This is a genomic window from Pseudonocardia sp. CA-142604, from assembly GCF_050948475.1.
GTDB lineage: Bacteria > Actinomycetota > Actinomycetes > Mycobacteriales > Pseudonocardiaceae > Pseudonocardia > Pseudonocardia alaniniphila.
This window is the reverse complement of the sequence record NZ_CP192045.1, coordinates 3898097-3910298: the sequence shown is the minus strand read 5'-3', so window position 1 is coordinate 3910298 and position 12202 is coordinate 3898097. Positions and strand designations below refer to the sequence as shown.

General features: G+C 68.9%; 16 protein-coding genes and 2 pseudogenes. 10 read left to right on the top strand and 8 right to left on the bottom strand.

The features are described 5' to 3' along the window. Positions 1-159: 159 nt before the first annotated feature. On the bottom strand, positions 160-606 hold the full coding sequence (locus tag ACQPZQ_RS17865) for a DUF5709 domain-containing protein (RefSeq protein WP_433297143.1): 447 nt from the start codon (positions 604-606) through the stop codon (positions 160-162). Between the two features lie 334 nt (positions 607-940). On the opposite strand from ACQPZQ_RS17865, the gene ACQPZQ_RS17860 reads away from it, so the two are divergent. The 4 genes from ACQPZQ_RS17860 to ACQPZQ_RS17845 all read left to right on the top strand — a co-directional run bounded on the left by ACQPZQ_RS17860 (position 941) and on the right by ACQPZQ_RS17845 (position 3896). Beyond that, positions 941-1117, top strand: coding sequence for a hypothetical protein (locus ACQPZQ_RS17860; protein WP_433297142.1), 177 nt, complete (start codon positions 941-943; stop codon positions 1115-1117). 303 nt (positions 1118-1420) lie between these two features. Next, entirely contained in the window at positions 1421-2101 is a 681-nt protein-coding gene (locus tag ACQPZQ_RS17855; RefSeq protein WP_433297140.1) for a DNA-3-methyladenine glycosylase family protein, read from the top strand. A 78-nt stretch (positions 2102-2179) separates the two neighbouring features. After that, the gene (locus ACQPZQ_RS17850; RefSeq protein WP_433297139.1) at positions 2180-3010 is read left to right on the top strand and encodes a sigma 54 modulation/S30EA ribosomal C-terminal domain-containing protein; all 831 of its coding nucleotides are present in this window, start codon (positions 2180-2182) and stop codon (positions 3008-3010) included. Between the two features lie 64 nt (positions 3011-3074). Next, positions 3075-3896, top strand: coding sequence for an SDR family oxidoreductase (locus ACQPZQ_RS17845; RefSeq protein WP_433297137.1), 822 nt, complete (start codon positions 3075-3077; stop codon positions 3894-3896). A gap of 71 nt (positions 3897-3967) precedes the next feature. Here ACQPZQ_RS17845 and infA read toward each other — a convergent pair whose 3' ends face one another. Further along, positions 3968-4192 carry a translation initiation factor IF-1 gene (infA, locus tag ACQPZQ_RS17840; RefSeq protein WP_241042759.1) on the bottom strand — a complete coding sequence of 75 codons (225 nt, stop codon included), beginning with the start codon at positions 4190-4192 and terminating at the stop codon, positions 3968-3970. Beyond that, complete coding sequence (locus tag ACQPZQ_RS17835; RefSeq protein WP_433297135.1) at positions 4189-4995, bottom strand: GNAT family N-acetyltransferase; 807 nt, start codon at positions 4993-4995, stop codon at positions 4189-4191. Before ACQPZQ_RS17835 ends, infA begins: the two co-directional genes overlap by 4 nt. Positions 4996-5258: 263 nt before the next feature. Here ACQPZQ_RS17835 and ACQPZQ_RS17830 point away from each other — a divergent pair, with 263 nt between their 5' ends. The 4 genes and pseudogenes from ACQPZQ_RS17830 to ACQPZQ_RS17815 all read left to right on the top strand — a co-directional run bounded on the left by ACQPZQ_RS17830 (position 5259) and on the right by ACQPZQ_RS17815 (position 6939). Next, a complete protein-coding gene (locus ACQPZQ_RS17830) occupies positions 5259-5504 on the top strand; it encodes an SDR family oxidoreductase (protein ID WP_433297133.1) in 246 nt (81 codons plus the stop codon). Continuing rightward, positions 5501-5659 (top strand): annotated as a pseudogene (locus ACQPZQ_RS17825) (SDR family NAD(P)-dependent oxidoreductase); the annotation flags it as partial. The gene ACQPZQ_RS17830 and the pseudogene ACQPZQ_RS17825, both read left to right, overlap by 4 nt. Positions 5660-5723: 64 nt before the next feature. Next, positions 5724-5885 carry a hypothetical protein gene (locus ACQPZQ_RS17820; RefSeq protein WP_433299732.1) on the top strand — a complete coding sequence of 54 codons (162 nt, stop codon included), beginning with the start codon at positions 5724-5726 and terminating at the stop codon, positions 5883-5885. 109 nt (positions 5886-5994) lie between these two features. Further along, positions 5995-6939 (top strand): LysR family transcriptional regulator, encoded by a 945-nt coding sequence (locus ACQPZQ_RS17815; protein WP_433297131.1) that lies wholly within the window; start codon positions 5995-5997, stop codon positions 6937-6939. 88 nt (positions 6940-7027) lie between these two features. Here ACQPZQ_RS17815 and ACQPZQ_RS17810 read toward each other — a convergent pair whose 3' ends face one another. Together ACQPZQ_RS17810 and ACQPZQ_RS17805 are read right to left on the bottom strand one after the other, a co-directional pair. Beyond that, entirely contained in the window at positions 7028-7444 is a 417-nt protein-coding gene (locus ACQPZQ_RS17810; RefSeq protein WP_433297129.1) for an acyclic terpene utilization AtuA family protein, read from the bottom strand. Between the two features lie 27 nt (positions 7445-7471). Beyond that, positions 7472-7589, bottom strand: a pseudogene (locus ACQPZQ_RS17805) (acyclic terpene utilization AtuA family protein); the annotation flags it as partial. A gap of 329 nt (positions 7590-7918) precedes the next feature. On the opposite strand from ACQPZQ_RS17805, the gene ACQPZQ_RS17800 reads away from it, so the two are divergent. Then, positions 7919-8584, top strand: coding sequence for a maleylpyruvate isomerase N-terminal domain-containing protein (locus tag ACQPZQ_RS17800; protein WP_433297127.1), 666 nt, complete (start codon positions 7919-7921; stop codon positions 8582-8584). A gap of 4 nt (positions 8585-8588) precedes the next feature. On the opposite strand, the gene dmpG is transcribed toward ACQPZQ_RS17800, so the two are convergent. Both dmpG and ACQPZQ_RS17790 read right to left on the bottom strand, forming a co-directional pair. Then, entirely contained in the window at positions 8589-9638 is a 1050-nt protein-coding gene (dmpG, locus tag ACQPZQ_RS17795; RefSeq protein ID WP_433297125.1) for a 4-hydroxy-2-oxovalerate aldolase, read from the bottom strand. 1 nt (position 9639) lies between these two features. Continuing rightward, entirely contained in the window at positions 9640-10557 is a 918-nt protein-coding gene (locus ACQPZQ_RS17790) for an acetaldehyde dehydrogenase (acetylating) (RefSeq protein WP_433297123.1), read from the bottom strand. A gap of 39 nt (positions 10558-10596) precedes the next feature. Here ACQPZQ_RS17790 and ACQPZQ_RS17785 point away from each other — a divergent pair, with 39 nt between their 5' ends. Further along, a complete protein-coding gene (locus ACQPZQ_RS17785; RefSeq protein WP_433297121.1) occupies positions 10597-11373 on the top strand; it encodes an IclR family transcriptional regulator in 777 nt (258 codons plus the stop codon). Here the strand turns inward: ACQPZQ_RS17785 and ACQPZQ_RS17780 are convergent, their stop codons facing one another. Beyond that, a complete protein-coding gene (locus tag ACQPZQ_RS17780) occupies positions 11374-12153 on the bottom strand; it encodes an IclR family transcriptional regulator (RefSeq protein WP_433297119.1) in 780 nt (259 codons plus the stop codon). Between the last annotated feature and the right edge of the window lie 49 nt (positions 12154-12202).

Genomic DNA, 12202 nt, shown 5'->3' with positions numbered 1-12202 from the left:
GTTCGTGACGCTGTGACCTGCATCGATGATCACGCATCCGACCGCCCCGAGGAGAAGTCATTCTGTCGTGTTCGACGATCAGATCTACATCTATCTGGATCGAGGGAAAGAAAGAACCGGAATCGGTCGGGTGTGATCGAGCTGGGCCCCCGGACCGACTTACGCGTCGGGGTCGGCGAGGTGCACGGCGGCTTCCTCAGCAGACGCTCCCGCGCCATCCACTCCGACGTCGTGCGCGTCCAGCTCGCCGTCGATATCGCTGTCAGCGACGAGCCGGCCGGCTCGCGCATCGCCGACCTCGTCATCCCTCAGCTCTCCGTCAGTGTCGGATACATCGCCGAGGTTGTCCCACTCTTCCTCGCTCCCGGAATCAGGCAGTTCGCGAGCCAGCAGACGGTCCAGGCTCTCGCCCTCCGCCTCCTCGCGCGGCGTGGTTCCCCAATCATCCACCGCCCATGGGCGCTCGGGCGGCGACAATCCCTCGTCCAGTGGATCATCAGGTCCGCCGGTATCCAGGGTGTCCAGCTCGTCGAGCTGCTCGAACACGTCGTCGTCAACCTCGTCAGGGTCCACGTCATCCTCCCTGGTGTCGGCCCGGCCGGACATCCGAAGCCGTAACCGGACCAATTCCTGTGTCTTGCCGGCTTGTTCTTCCGATCAACGCCTCGGCTCCTCGACGGACATGTCCGCATCGGCAGCCGAATCTACATGCCCGCCCTTCGACCGGGAATCGTCGTCACCGACGCCGTCCGGACAGCCACCGTCAGCAATGATTGACAGGATCAGCACCCGAAGCCCTATATGTCGGTTTCTTGCCGTTTGTCGAAGTTATCAGCGTGCTCACGCCGGAGTGTGGCGAGGCCTAACGTGCCGTCCTTATGGTCATCCGCACGCCCGCGGCGGGCACACGGTCGCCAACGAGAGGGAGGCAGCGAACAGCATGGATCCAGAACAGACGTATCGAATCCATATCCACAGCGACGAATTTCAGTTCGAGAGCGAGATCCACGCCACCCGGATAGATCGGGAAGACGGATGGACGGTGTTCTGGCGCGGAAATGATGTCTTCCTGCGCATCCGAGACGAGCACATCGTGAGTCTCGAGCATCTGGTGTAGTCGGCTCGGGCATCAGGCCGACGCCAAGGTTTGCGCTGTTGACGCGCTTCCCTGGCCTCCCCGCTGTGTACCGTGGGGTCTCCCTGGTGCGACGCCGGCACTCGGCCCACGCGAGCTTAGCTGCCCTCTCACCAGTCGTAGCAGGGCGCTCGTCGTGTGGCTGCCGAAGCTCTGGACGTTGAAGCATCGATCGGTAACAGGCAGACCGGAATCGAGAGCGTGAGCCGACGGGACATGACCCGTTGCTCTCTCAGCGAACTGTGCCCGCACGGCAGTGACCGCACAGCACGAGAGGAAGCCACGATGACGAGATCTGACCTGTCGCAGCTACACCGGAGGACTCCGGAGGAGCACCTACGGCGCTCCGACCCCGTCCTGCGCGGGATCATCGACGGGATCGTGCGCGATGGCAACCAACCAGCACTGCGACCCGATCCGACGGCGCCACCCGATCCGAACATGCCGACGGATCGCTACGGCGTGCTCGTGCGCGCGATCGTCAGCCAGAACATTTCCAACAGCGCATCGCGCTCGATCTATCGAAGACTGACTGATCGCTTCGATGGGCACCCGCCGACACCGCGGGAGCTTCTCGACGACGATCCCGGCAAGCTGTGCCAGGCAGTAGGCCTGTCGAGAGCGAAGACGGCGTCCCTGCGCTCGCTCGCCGAGCACATCGATTCCGGCGACCTCGACCTCGAACGGCTGCACGAACTGCCCGACGACGACGTGATCGCGCAGCTCTCGGCCGTGAAGGGCATCGGCACCTGGACCGCCGACATGTTCCTGATGTTCCACCTCAACCGGCCGGACGTGCTGCCCGTCGGCGACCTCGGGCTCCGTCACGCCGTCGAGAAGGCGTACGGGTTGTCAGGACCGCCGGGCCCCGCCGAGATGGAGCGGATCGCGGAGCCGTGGCGTCCCCACCGGACGCTGGCGTGCCTCTACCTCTGGCAGGTGGCGGAGGCAACGCCGCAGGTCTAGATGCCCAGCGCGGACATCGGCTGACCCCACCCCTCGCGTCGTCACTCACCAGCCCTCACTCGCACACCGGAGACTCAGATGCATGGATCGAACAGCCCACCCGTCCCGATCGAGGTCCAGGTGACCGGTGTCCACAGCGACGCTTTCGTGGCCGAGGTATCGGAGCGCACGCGAGCCGCCCTGCGCCACGCCGGCCGACCGGTCCTGCACGCCCGCGTACGCATCACCCGGGACGGCGACCCCGAGCGGCCGATCGTCGCTCAGGCCAACATCGATCTCGACGGCCGTCTCGTTCGCGTGCAGGTACACGGCGGGACCGACCGGGACGCGCTCGCACGCCTCGAGGAACGCCTGCGCAACCGCCTGCAGCACGTGAGCCGGACCGCCGGGACCTGGGAGGACCGCCGCGGGCGAAGCGCGCCCTCGATGGCCGGGCCGCCGCCCGGCGACGAGCAGACCGAGTGGCGCCATGGCGACCTGCCGACCCGCCGCGGGCCCTCCTACCCGCGCCCGCCGGCCGAGCGGCAGATCATCCGGCACAAGTCCTTCTCCGTCGCCGAGTCGGAGATCGACGAGGCCGCGTTCGACATGGACTCGCTGGACTACGACTTTCACTTGTTCACCGAACTGGGGACCGGCCAGGACAGCGTCCTGTACCGCGGCGGCCCCACCGGCTACCGGATCGCCCAGGTGGAGCCGCACCCGGAGTCACTGGCTCCCCATGCGCTGGAGGTCACCGTGAGCACACAACCGGCGGCCGACCTCTCGACCGACGAAGCCATCGAACGCATGGCCGCACTCGATCTGCCGTTCCTGTTCTACCTCGACCGGGAGCGCGGCCGGGGCGCGCTGCTCTACCACCGCTACGACGGCCACTACGGCCTCATATCCCCCGCCGACAGCGAATGAGTCAGCAGCGCCGGGTGGGCGACTTGCGGGTTCGAGGGTGAAGGCCGTCGGGTACCTCGGCGGTATGAGTGCCCCCGAGCGGTTTCCTGCCACCGCAATCGTCACCGGTTCCGACTCCGGAATCGGCCGCGCTGTGGCTGTGGCGCTCGCCGCGGGTGGCTGCGACGTCGGTATCACCTTTCATTCGCACGACGCAGCGGCGCGGAGCACCGCCGAGCAGGTCCGTGCCCACGGACGCAAGGCCGAGATCCGTCGGCTGGACTTCGGCGTGTTGCCGGGCGCCGCTGACGTCATCGACGACCTCGCCGACGCGCTCGGCGGCCTGGATGTGCTGGTCAACAGCGCGGGCACGGGCACAAGCACCCCGTTCCTGGACACCGACTACGACGCCTGGCGGGAGGTGCTCGCAACCGATCTCGACGGTGCGTTCCTCTGCATGCAACGGGCTGCCCGCCGGATGATCGCCGCGGGGCGCGGCGGCCGGATCGTGAACATCACGAGCGTCCACGAGTTCCAGCCCCGCGTCGCCGCCGGCGCTTACGGTGCCGCGAAGGCCGGGCTCGGGCTGCTCACGAAGGTAGCCGCGCTGGAGCTTGCCGAGCACGGCATCACGGTCAACGCGGTTGCGCCGGGCGAGGTCGCGACCCGGATGACCGGGCAGGAGGCGACGGACCCGCACTCGGTCGACCGCCCCGGAGTGCCGCTGGGTCGCCCCGCGGACGCGCGCGAGATCGCCGCGGTCGTCGCATTCCTCGCGTCACCCGGCGCCTCGTACGTGACCGGTGCCTCGTGGCCCGTGGACGGCGGAATGCTGCTGATGGGACCGACAGCGGGTTCCGACCTCACCTCGAACGACTGGCGCCCGTCCTCGTGCTCCCATCCGTAGACACGTCGAGCTGAACGCGGGGTACCGGCGGCCGCCCGGCCGCCGGTACCGCGATCGGATCAGGCTCGGCGCTACGTCCGGTACCGGAACAGGATCCGGCCCCGGTTCAGGTCGTACGGGCTGAGCTCGACGAGAACCCGGTCGAGCAACACGATCTTGATGTAGTGCTTCCGGATCTTCCCGCTGATGTGCGCGAGCACCTTGTGCCCGTTCTCGAGCTCCACCCTGAAGGTGGCGTTGGGCAGGCAGTCGACGACGGTGCCCTCGACCTCGATCGCTCCTGTTGTCTTCGTCATACGCCACGCACCATTTCCAGGGCGCCGTTCACGCGCTGCGCGCCGATGCCCTCGAACAGCGCCGTCGCCGCGCTGTTGCGCTCGTCCACCTCGGCCGACGCCGCCTCGACCCCGCCGCGGTGCAGCGCACCCAGCACCTCTGCCAGCATCGCCCGGGCGATGCCGCGGCGGCGCAGACCCTCGCGAACCGCGACCAACCCGATCCGCGCGTGGCGACGGCGCGCCACCACCCGGACCAGCCCCACGTACCGATCGGCGGCCTCGGCCACCGCGAACTTCGACGGGTCCATGGGAGCCCCGTCCGGCCGGGCCAGCACCTCGACCGGCATCGAGTCCCAGCCCACGCCGGCGTCGACCTCGGCGCGGACCGCCTCGTACACCTCGCGCAGCGCGGGCTCCCGCGCTGCACCGAGGCCCAGGATCGTCACGTCCGGCGGCGCCGGCGTGGTGTCGAGCCCGGTGACCAGCGGGTCGGTGGCGACGAGGTACTCCCGTTCCCGGCGCCGGACGGTGAGGCCTGCCCGCTCCCAGCGGGCCGTCAGATCGTGGTCGGCCTCGTCGACCATCGTGTACAGCGGGCTCGGCAGGTCCGCCAGCATCGCGGTGGCGAGCCGGTCGAAGACCGCGCTGTGCCACGTGTCGATGCTGAGGAAGACCCGGCCGTCGGGTCGGCGGGATGCCTCGCCGTGGCCGATCACCTGGTCGTCCTCCACGGCCCGCCACTGCAGGTCGTCCCCCCGGGTGATCACCGCGTGCGTGCCGACGGTGGGGGGTGCGCCCGCGCTGAAATGCACGGATTCCATAGGTTTGCCCTCTCAGAAGTGCCTGGTGGGAGGCGCTCCTGGCGACACCTACGTCAATCGCCCGATCGAGACAGAGGGGGGAGCACCCACGTGCGTACAACGAGCATGGGTCTCACCTCCAACGGTCGGGTCGCGATCGCCCGCACGGTATCAGTGCGGGCGCCCTCGCCCGCCACCGATTTTCCGGAGCGAGTTTCCGGGAGCGCGAGCGGTCCCGCACGGCCCGGAAGTCGTGGAGCGTGCTTGCGGCCGGCGCCGACCGGGTGACGAGCACGGTCCAGCGGTGCCAGGAGGTTCCACCGACGGACGTGATGTCGGCAGCCGTGCAGGCCCTGGTCGATGAGGGCGTGAGCGAGTTCGGCCGCCTCGACATGGTGTGCGCCAACGCCGACATCGCCGGGATCGCGGAGAACACCTGGACCATGACCGAGGACGAGTGGAGCGAGATGATCGCGGTCGACCTCACCGGGGTGTGGAAGACCGTGAAAGCGGCCGCGCACCCGCGATGATCGAGGCAGGTAACGGGGGCCCGATCGTCATCACCAGCTCGGCGCGAGACATGAAGGGCGTGGCCGGAATCGCGCACTACGTCGCGGCGAAGCGCAGCGTCGTCGGTCTGATGCGCAGCCTCGCCAACGAGCTGGCCCCGCATTCCATCCGGGTCAACACCGTGCATCCCACGCGCGTCGACACACCGATGACCGCAAACGACGTCACCCACGCAGGCGATGTCTGCCGCCGCTTACTTGGTCAACATGCTGAACGCGCTGCCGGTCGAGATGGTCGAGCCGATGGACATCTCCGATGCCATCGTGTGGCTCGCCTCCGAGGAAGCCCGCGACGTCACGGGCGTGTCACTGCCGGTGAACGCCGGGTTCGTGCAGTGGTGACCACATCAACTCCGCCGACGTGGCCGGCAGATTCATACGACCAGCCTGGTTTCTCGCTGTTCCGCATGGATTCCGGCCCGTCGCCGCAGATTTCCTCGACAATGGCGCCATGCCCTCGTACTCCTTCAGCCTGGCTCAGATGAACCACTTCGTGGCGACGGCTCGGTCGGGGACCATGACACAGGCCGCCGACCGTTGCGGAGTCTCCGAGCCTGCACTCTCCGTCTCCATCCGTCGCCTCGAGCACCTGCTGGCGACTGACCTGTTCACACGTCATGCGGGCGCAGGCGTTGAGCTCACAGACACGGGTAGAGCTCTGCTACCCCTTGCCGAAGAACTGATTGCCGGTGCGGACCGAGTCAACAACTTCGCCGCCGAGCGGCACGGCACGGCCTCACTCCGGGTGGGCTGCACAGGTTCGATCTACCCATTCATCGTGCCCATGCTTCAGGCCGATGACCGCAGAATGCCGCTCGCCCACTACCGAAGGCTCGAACCGGTGGTCGCCAAGGATGAGGATCTCCGTCAGATGGTGGCCGGCGGGCGGATCGACATGTGGATCGGAATGAGCGCCGACCCTGATCCCGCAGCGCAGTCCGAAACGTTCCACCGGGCCATCTCCCTCGCTCCCTACGTGATCGGCAGCGCCCGCACGCTGCGCGGTCACGGCAGCACGATCAGGATGCGCGACGTGGCGCAGCACAGGATCTGCGTCCTCGAAGAGCCTGTCAGCGTCGAGTACGTCTCGCGGCTCTTCCGCGAGCACGGGCAGCGCGTGCCGCCCCTCGTGAAGCTTCAGACGTGGGAGTCGTTGCGTTCCGTAGCGGCTGCCGGGCCTGAACTCGGCATCCTCAGCATCCCTGCTCCGCCCGTGTCGATCTCCGGCGTCCAACTGGTGATCCGCCGGATCGCGGAACCGGTCGCCGACATCCACCTCGGGGTCTTCGCACATCCGGGGCGGGCGTCCGGACCCGTGGTCCACCGCGTTGCCGACCTCTGCCGACGCGCGATGCTGGCGAGTCTGGCCGCGGTCCCGGAACTGCGGGTGAGGTGACCGCCGCCACCTCACCCGATCACCGATCACAACCCGGTAGTCGGCGGGGTCCTTCACCCATACGCCCACGTTGTTGACTCCGCCCTTGTCACCGCTGCGCGCATACGCAAGGTCCCCGAGCCGAACGGTCCGCAGGTCCGGGGCCGCAGCGGGCGTCCCCGGTGATCTCGTCGCAGTAGTACCCCGGGACCCCGGAGAGGTACACGCTCGCCAGGTGCGCGCCGATGTTGTAGCGCTCCAACGGCTCGGCCTCGTCCGCCACGGTGATGACTCGCAGGACGGCGGTCGCCTCCCACTGCGAGCTCGGGTGATCCGCGGGCACCCCGAACCTGGTGATGTCGTAGCGGACTTCGGTGCCGGCAAGGAAATCCGCGAGCTGGCTCTCGACGAACGCCGTCTTCTCCGCTACCTGCAGTCCCGTGCGATAGGCCGTCGAGGTCGACTGATATCCGAGGCCGGAGAAGACGGACGTCGTCCAGGGTGTCGAACCCGGAGAAGTTGCCACCGACCGCCTGCGGCCCACACTCGGCGATGTGCGCCGCGGCCAGGGCGCCGGCCAGCTTGTCCCACTCGTCGTCCCGTCAGCCGTGGAACCACGCCGCGGAACCGACGACCAGAGAGGCGTCCGCGACCCGACCGGTGACGACGATCTGAGCGCCTTCGGCCAGCGCCTTCGCGATGCCTCAGCCGCCGAGATAGGCGTCCACCGAGATCGGGTCAAGTACGTCGGCCAGCGCGCGCCACCGGTCGGCCTCGTATCCTGAAAACCACATAATGCCATAAGCCCAGGTTACGAAGTGGCGTGTGATGCACACGTCCCTGCAGCTCGCCACGATCGCGCCACGGCCAGGCGGGGCGGTCGATCCCGGCTACTTCACTTATCGCACATCGAGCTCGCATGAACACTTATCACAACCTGCCGACGCCGAGCAGAAGGTAAGATCAGCGCCAAGCGCCACGGCCAGGAGGATCACTCAGCATGTTCGAAAGCACGGTCCGGACGCTCTCGGAAGAACTGAACAGCGTCGACCGAATCCTTGACGGGCTCACGAGCGAAGAGTGGGCTACTTCGACGAGATTGATACCCGTCGACGAGGAACTGGCGCACTGGACGATCCTCGAGCTGGCCGGACATCTCGAGTTCGCCATGAATATGGTCGACACGCTGATCGATGGCGAGATCGACGAGGAGCCACAACTGGATCCAGCCGGTTTCTTCCTGGTCCGACGGTCCGAGGTTGCTCCTATTGCCTATCAGCATGCCTACCAGACCGTCGGAGGCAGGAGCGCGGACCAGATGCGCGAAAGCTTCTCGGCAACCTGCGCCGCGACAGTGAAACGAGTAGAGGCCACGAGCCCCGATCTCGTCGGGCCGGCATTCTTCGGACCCATGCGCCTCGACGACTTCCTGGTGACGAGGGTGGTGGAGGCGGTGGTTCACGGACTCGACCTGACTCAAGCGCTCGGGCGGGAGCCGGTAGCTACTTCTGCCGGAATCGAAGCGACCGCCGCCGTCCTGGACCAGTTGCTCGCTCGGCGCTCCGCCGGGCAACGCCCCGCTGACCTGTCGGACGATTGGAAGTGGGTCGAAGCCGCTGCGGGCAGGGTCCCGCATGGTGATCAGCGGCTGCCTCTCCTCGGTTAGATCGTCACCTTTCCTGCTCGGCGGCCAGCTGGATGGCCACGTCGATGATCATGTCTTCCTGCCCGCCGACGTAGCCCAGCTCGCCGCAGCGCCGCAGGATCTCGTGCGTCGGCACCTTGTACCGCTCCCCCGCCCGCTCGGCGTGCAGCAGGAACGAGGAGTACACCCCCGCCCAGCCCTGCACGATCGCGTTGCGGTCCAGCTTCGGCCAGCGGCGCAGGTAGGGACGCACGACCTCCTCCGCGGCATCGAGCAGCGCACCGACATCGAGCCCTGTGTCCACCCCCAGCCGGTCGAACACAGCCGCCAGCACCTCCGTCGGCGAGTTGCCCGAACCCGCGCCGAGCGCGCACAGCGAACCGTCGATGTAGCGGACACCCGCCTCGTACGCCAACACCGAGTTCGCCACGCCGAGTGAGAGGTTCTGGTGGCCGTGGTAGCCGACCCACGCCTCGTCGCCGATCTCCGCGATCAGCGCCTCGAACCGCGCCGTGGCCTCGTGCATGAGCAGCGCACCCGCGGAGTCGGTGACGTAGACGGTCTGGCAGCCGGCGTCAACCATGATCCGGGCCTGCTTCGCCAGGGCCTCCGGCGGCGTCCGGTGCGCCATCATCAGGAATCCGACGGTCTCCATCCCCAGTTCCCGGGCCACCCCGAAATGCTGCGGCGACACGTCGGCCTCGGTGCAGTGAGTCGCGACCCGCACCATCCGCGCACCGGCGTCATGCGCCCGGCGCAGGTCGTCGGCGGTCCCGATGCCCGGGACGAGGAGCACCGCGATCATCGCCTGCCGGGCTTCCTCCCGCGCCGCGGCGATCAACGCCATCTCGTCGGTGTGCGAGAAGCCGTAGTTGAACGACGACCCGCCGACCCCGTCGCCGTGCGAGACCTCGATGACCTCGACACCGGCCCGGTCCAGCGCCCGGACGGTGTCGCGCACCTGCGTCTCGGTGAACTGGTGTGCCATGGCGTGGCTGCCGTCGCGCAGCGTCGTGTCGGTGATCCGCACGTCGTGCCGGAGTGCGGGCCGTTCGGTTCCGGTGGTGCCGCTCATGTCAGGACCGTCCCTTCGCGGCCGCCATCAGCTCGCCCACCTGGGCGGCCGCGGCGGTCATGATGTCGAGATTGCCGGCGTAGTCGGGCAGGTAGTCGCCGTTGCCCTTGACCTCGAGGAAGATCGCCACACGGGCCAGTGGGCCGTCCGGGCCGTCCCAGCCGGCCTGCGGGTCGTCGAACTGCGGCTCGGCCCGGAGCGTGTAGCCGGGCACGTACTCCTGCACCGCGTCGACCATCTCGTGGATCGACGCCGTGATCGCGTTCCGATCGGCGTCCGGGGAGATCGCGCAGAACACGGTGTCGCGCATGATCATCGGCGGCTCGACCGGGTTGAGGATGATCACGGCCTTGCCTCGGCGGGCGCCACCGACCTCCTCGACCGCCCGCGCGGTGGTCTGCGTGAACTCGTCGATGTTCGCCCGGGTGCCGGGGCCGGCGCTGCGGGAGGCGACCGAGGCGACGATCTCCGCGTACGGGACCGGGGTGGTCCGGGAGACGGCGTGCACCATCGGGATCGTCGCCTGGCCACCGCACGTGATCATCGAGACGTTCGGCGCGTCCAGGTGCGCCGCGCCGTTCACCGGCGGGGACACCATCGGCCCCACGTGCGCGGGCGTGAGGTCGACGGCCTGGATCCCCGCCTCGGCGTACCGCGGGGCGTTGGTGACATGCGCCCTCGCGGAGGTCGCCTCGAACACAAGCTGCGGGAGCGGGTCCTGCCGCAGCAGCCAGTCGACCCCCTCGGCCGACGCCGCGACGCCCTGCGCGCGGGCCCGGGCCAGGCCGTCGGACTCCACCACCCCGACGACGTACGCGACCTCGATCGCCCGGCTGCGCTGCAGCTTGGCGAGCAGGTCCGTGCCGATGTTCCCGGGGCCGACGATCGCCGCCGTCACCGTCGAACTCACCTCAACCATGCGCGGACCTTCGCACCGGTTCCGGGCGACGATGAAGCCGTGCGTTCCATTCAGCGAAACGGCGGACCGAGCTCCGTCCTCGGCCGTGCACTGACGCTGCTGACGGCGTTCCACCCCGGCGACGGCGACCTGAGCCTCGCCGAGCTGTGCCGGCGCACCGGGGTCAGCAAACCGACCGCGCACCGGCTCCTGCAGGAGCTGACCGCGTGGGACATCGTCGAGCGCACGGCGCGCGGCTACCGCCTGGGCATGCGCCTGTTCGAGCTCGGACAGCTCGCGCCCGGCCAGCGCAGCCTCCGCGAGACCGCGGCCCCGTTCCTCGCCGACCTCTTCGAGGCCACGCACGAGACCGTCCACCTCGCCGTTCCCGACGACACCGAGGTCGTGTACGTCCACAAGATCGACGGCCGCCACGGGCCCACCGTCGCTTCCCGCATCGGGGGGCGAATGCCCGCCTACTGCACCGGCGTGGGCAAGGCGCTGCTCGCGTTCGCCCCGCCCGGACGGCTCGCGGCCGTCGTCGCCGCGGGCCTTCCCCGGCGGACGCCGCGCACGATCATCGCCCCCGGCCTGCTGGAGAAGGAGCTCGCCCGGGTGCGCGAACGCGGCGTGGCCGAGGAGCACGAGGAGTCGACCGTCGGGATCGCCTGCGTCGCGGCACCCGTCCTCGACGCCGATGGCACGGCCGTGGCGGCCGTGTCGATCACGGGTTGGGCCAACCGCCTCGACACCACGCGGCTCGCACCCGCGGTGCGGACGGCGGTGCTGGGAATCTCCCGGTCACTCATGCCCGATCGGACGGCCCCGCTCGGTTGATCATGCCGGAACGTCGGGCAGGCGCGGCACCGCAATGAGGCTGCGCCGGGTCTGCAACCTGCGACTCACGATCGCGGCACTGTCCGACACGGCTCGGCCCAGGTCGCCCAGCCGCGACGGGGCGAAGGTGGAGGTGGGCCCGGCGATCGACAGCGCTCCGGCGGGCTGCCCGTCCGCACCGATGACCGCCGCCGCCACCGACGTACGCCCCGGCTGGAACGACCGGCACACGAGGTAGCCGCGGACGCGCGCGTGCGCGAACTCCTCCGCGAGAGCGCCCATATCGGGCAGGGAGATCTGCTCCTGCTTGCATACGCGACGAATCCGCAGGTCGGCGTCCTGCGGGTCGAGCGCCGCCAACGCGCTCCTGCCGCACCCGGACATGAACGCCGGCGCCCGCATGCCGACCCGGTTCGACATCGTGACCCGTCTGGGCCCCGACTCACGATGCACGTAGACGATCCATCCCTCGACGATCTGCCCCACGTGCAGCTCCTGGCCCGCGCTGCGCTGCAGGGCCGCAGTGCTGCCCTCGACCGCGTCGACGAGGCCGGTACGGTCGATGATGAGCCCGCCGAGCTCCAGCAAGAAGGGACCGAGGCGGTACCCGGCGCGGGGCACCACCTCCAGCAAACCCTCCGCCACCAGGGTCCGGCACAGCAGGTGGACGGTCGACCGCGGAAGCCCGGTGCGTTCCGCCAACGAGCGCAGTGACAGCACGTCCAACGTCGGGCGGAACGCCCGGAGGATCAGAGCCGCCTTTCCGACAGATGCGCTCATGACCGGAGTCTGCGTCGGGTCCCGAATCGTGTCCAGGCACAGTGTCCAG

Coding starts and splice junctions, on each gene's coding strand:
- ACQPZQ_RS17790 (WP_433297123.1), bottom strand. CDS start 10,557: ATGGTTGAGGTGAGTTCGACGGTGACGGCGGCGATCGTCGGCCCCGGG.
- ACQPZQ_RS17865 (WP_433297143.1), bottom strand. CDS start 606: ATGTCCGGCCGGGCCGACACCAGGGAGGATGACGTGGACCCTGACGAG.
- infA (WP_241042759.1), bottom strand. CDS start 4,192: ATGACGAAGACAACAGGAGCGATCGAGGTCGAGGGCACCGTCGTCGAC.
- ACQPZQ_RS17780 (WP_433297119.1), bottom strand. CDS start 12,153: ATGAGCGCATCTGTCGGAAAGGCGGCTCTGATCCTCCGGGCGTTCCGC.
- dmpG (WP_433297125.1), bottom strand. CDS start 9,638: ATGAGCGGCACCACCGGAACCGAACGGCCCGCACTCCGGCACGACGTG.
- ACQPZQ_RS17860 (WP_433297142.1), top strand. CDS start 941: ATGGATCCAGAACAGACGTATCGAATCCATATCCACAGCGACGAATTT.
- ACQPZQ_RS17850 (WP_433297139.1), top strand. CDS start 2,180: ATGCATGGATCGAACAGCCCACCCGTCCCGATCGAGGTCCAGGTGACC.
- ACQPZQ_RS17820 (WP_433299732.1), top strand. CDS start 5,724: ATGTCTGCCGCCGCTTACTTGGTCAACATGCTGAACGCGCTGCCGGTC.
- ACQPZQ_RS17800 (WP_433297127.1), top strand. CDS start 7,919: ATGTTCGAAAGCACGGTCCGGACGCTCTCGGAAGAACTGAACAGCGTC.
- ACQPZQ_RS17815 (WP_433297131.1), top strand. CDS start 5,995: ATGCCCTCGTACTCCTTCAGCCTGGCTCAGATGAACCACTTCGTGGCG.
- ACQPZQ_RS17855 (WP_433297140.1), top strand. CDS start 1,421: ATGACGAGATCTGACCTGTCGCAGCTACACCGGAGGACTCCGGAGGAG.
- ACQPZQ_RS17845 (WP_433297137.1), top strand. CDS start 3,075: ATGAGTGCCCCCGAGCGGTTTCCTGCCACCGCAATCGTCACCGGTTCC.
- ACQPZQ_RS17835 (WP_433297135.1), bottom strand. CDS start 4,995: ATGGAATCCGTGCATTTCAGCGCGGGCGCACCCCCCACCGTCGGCACG.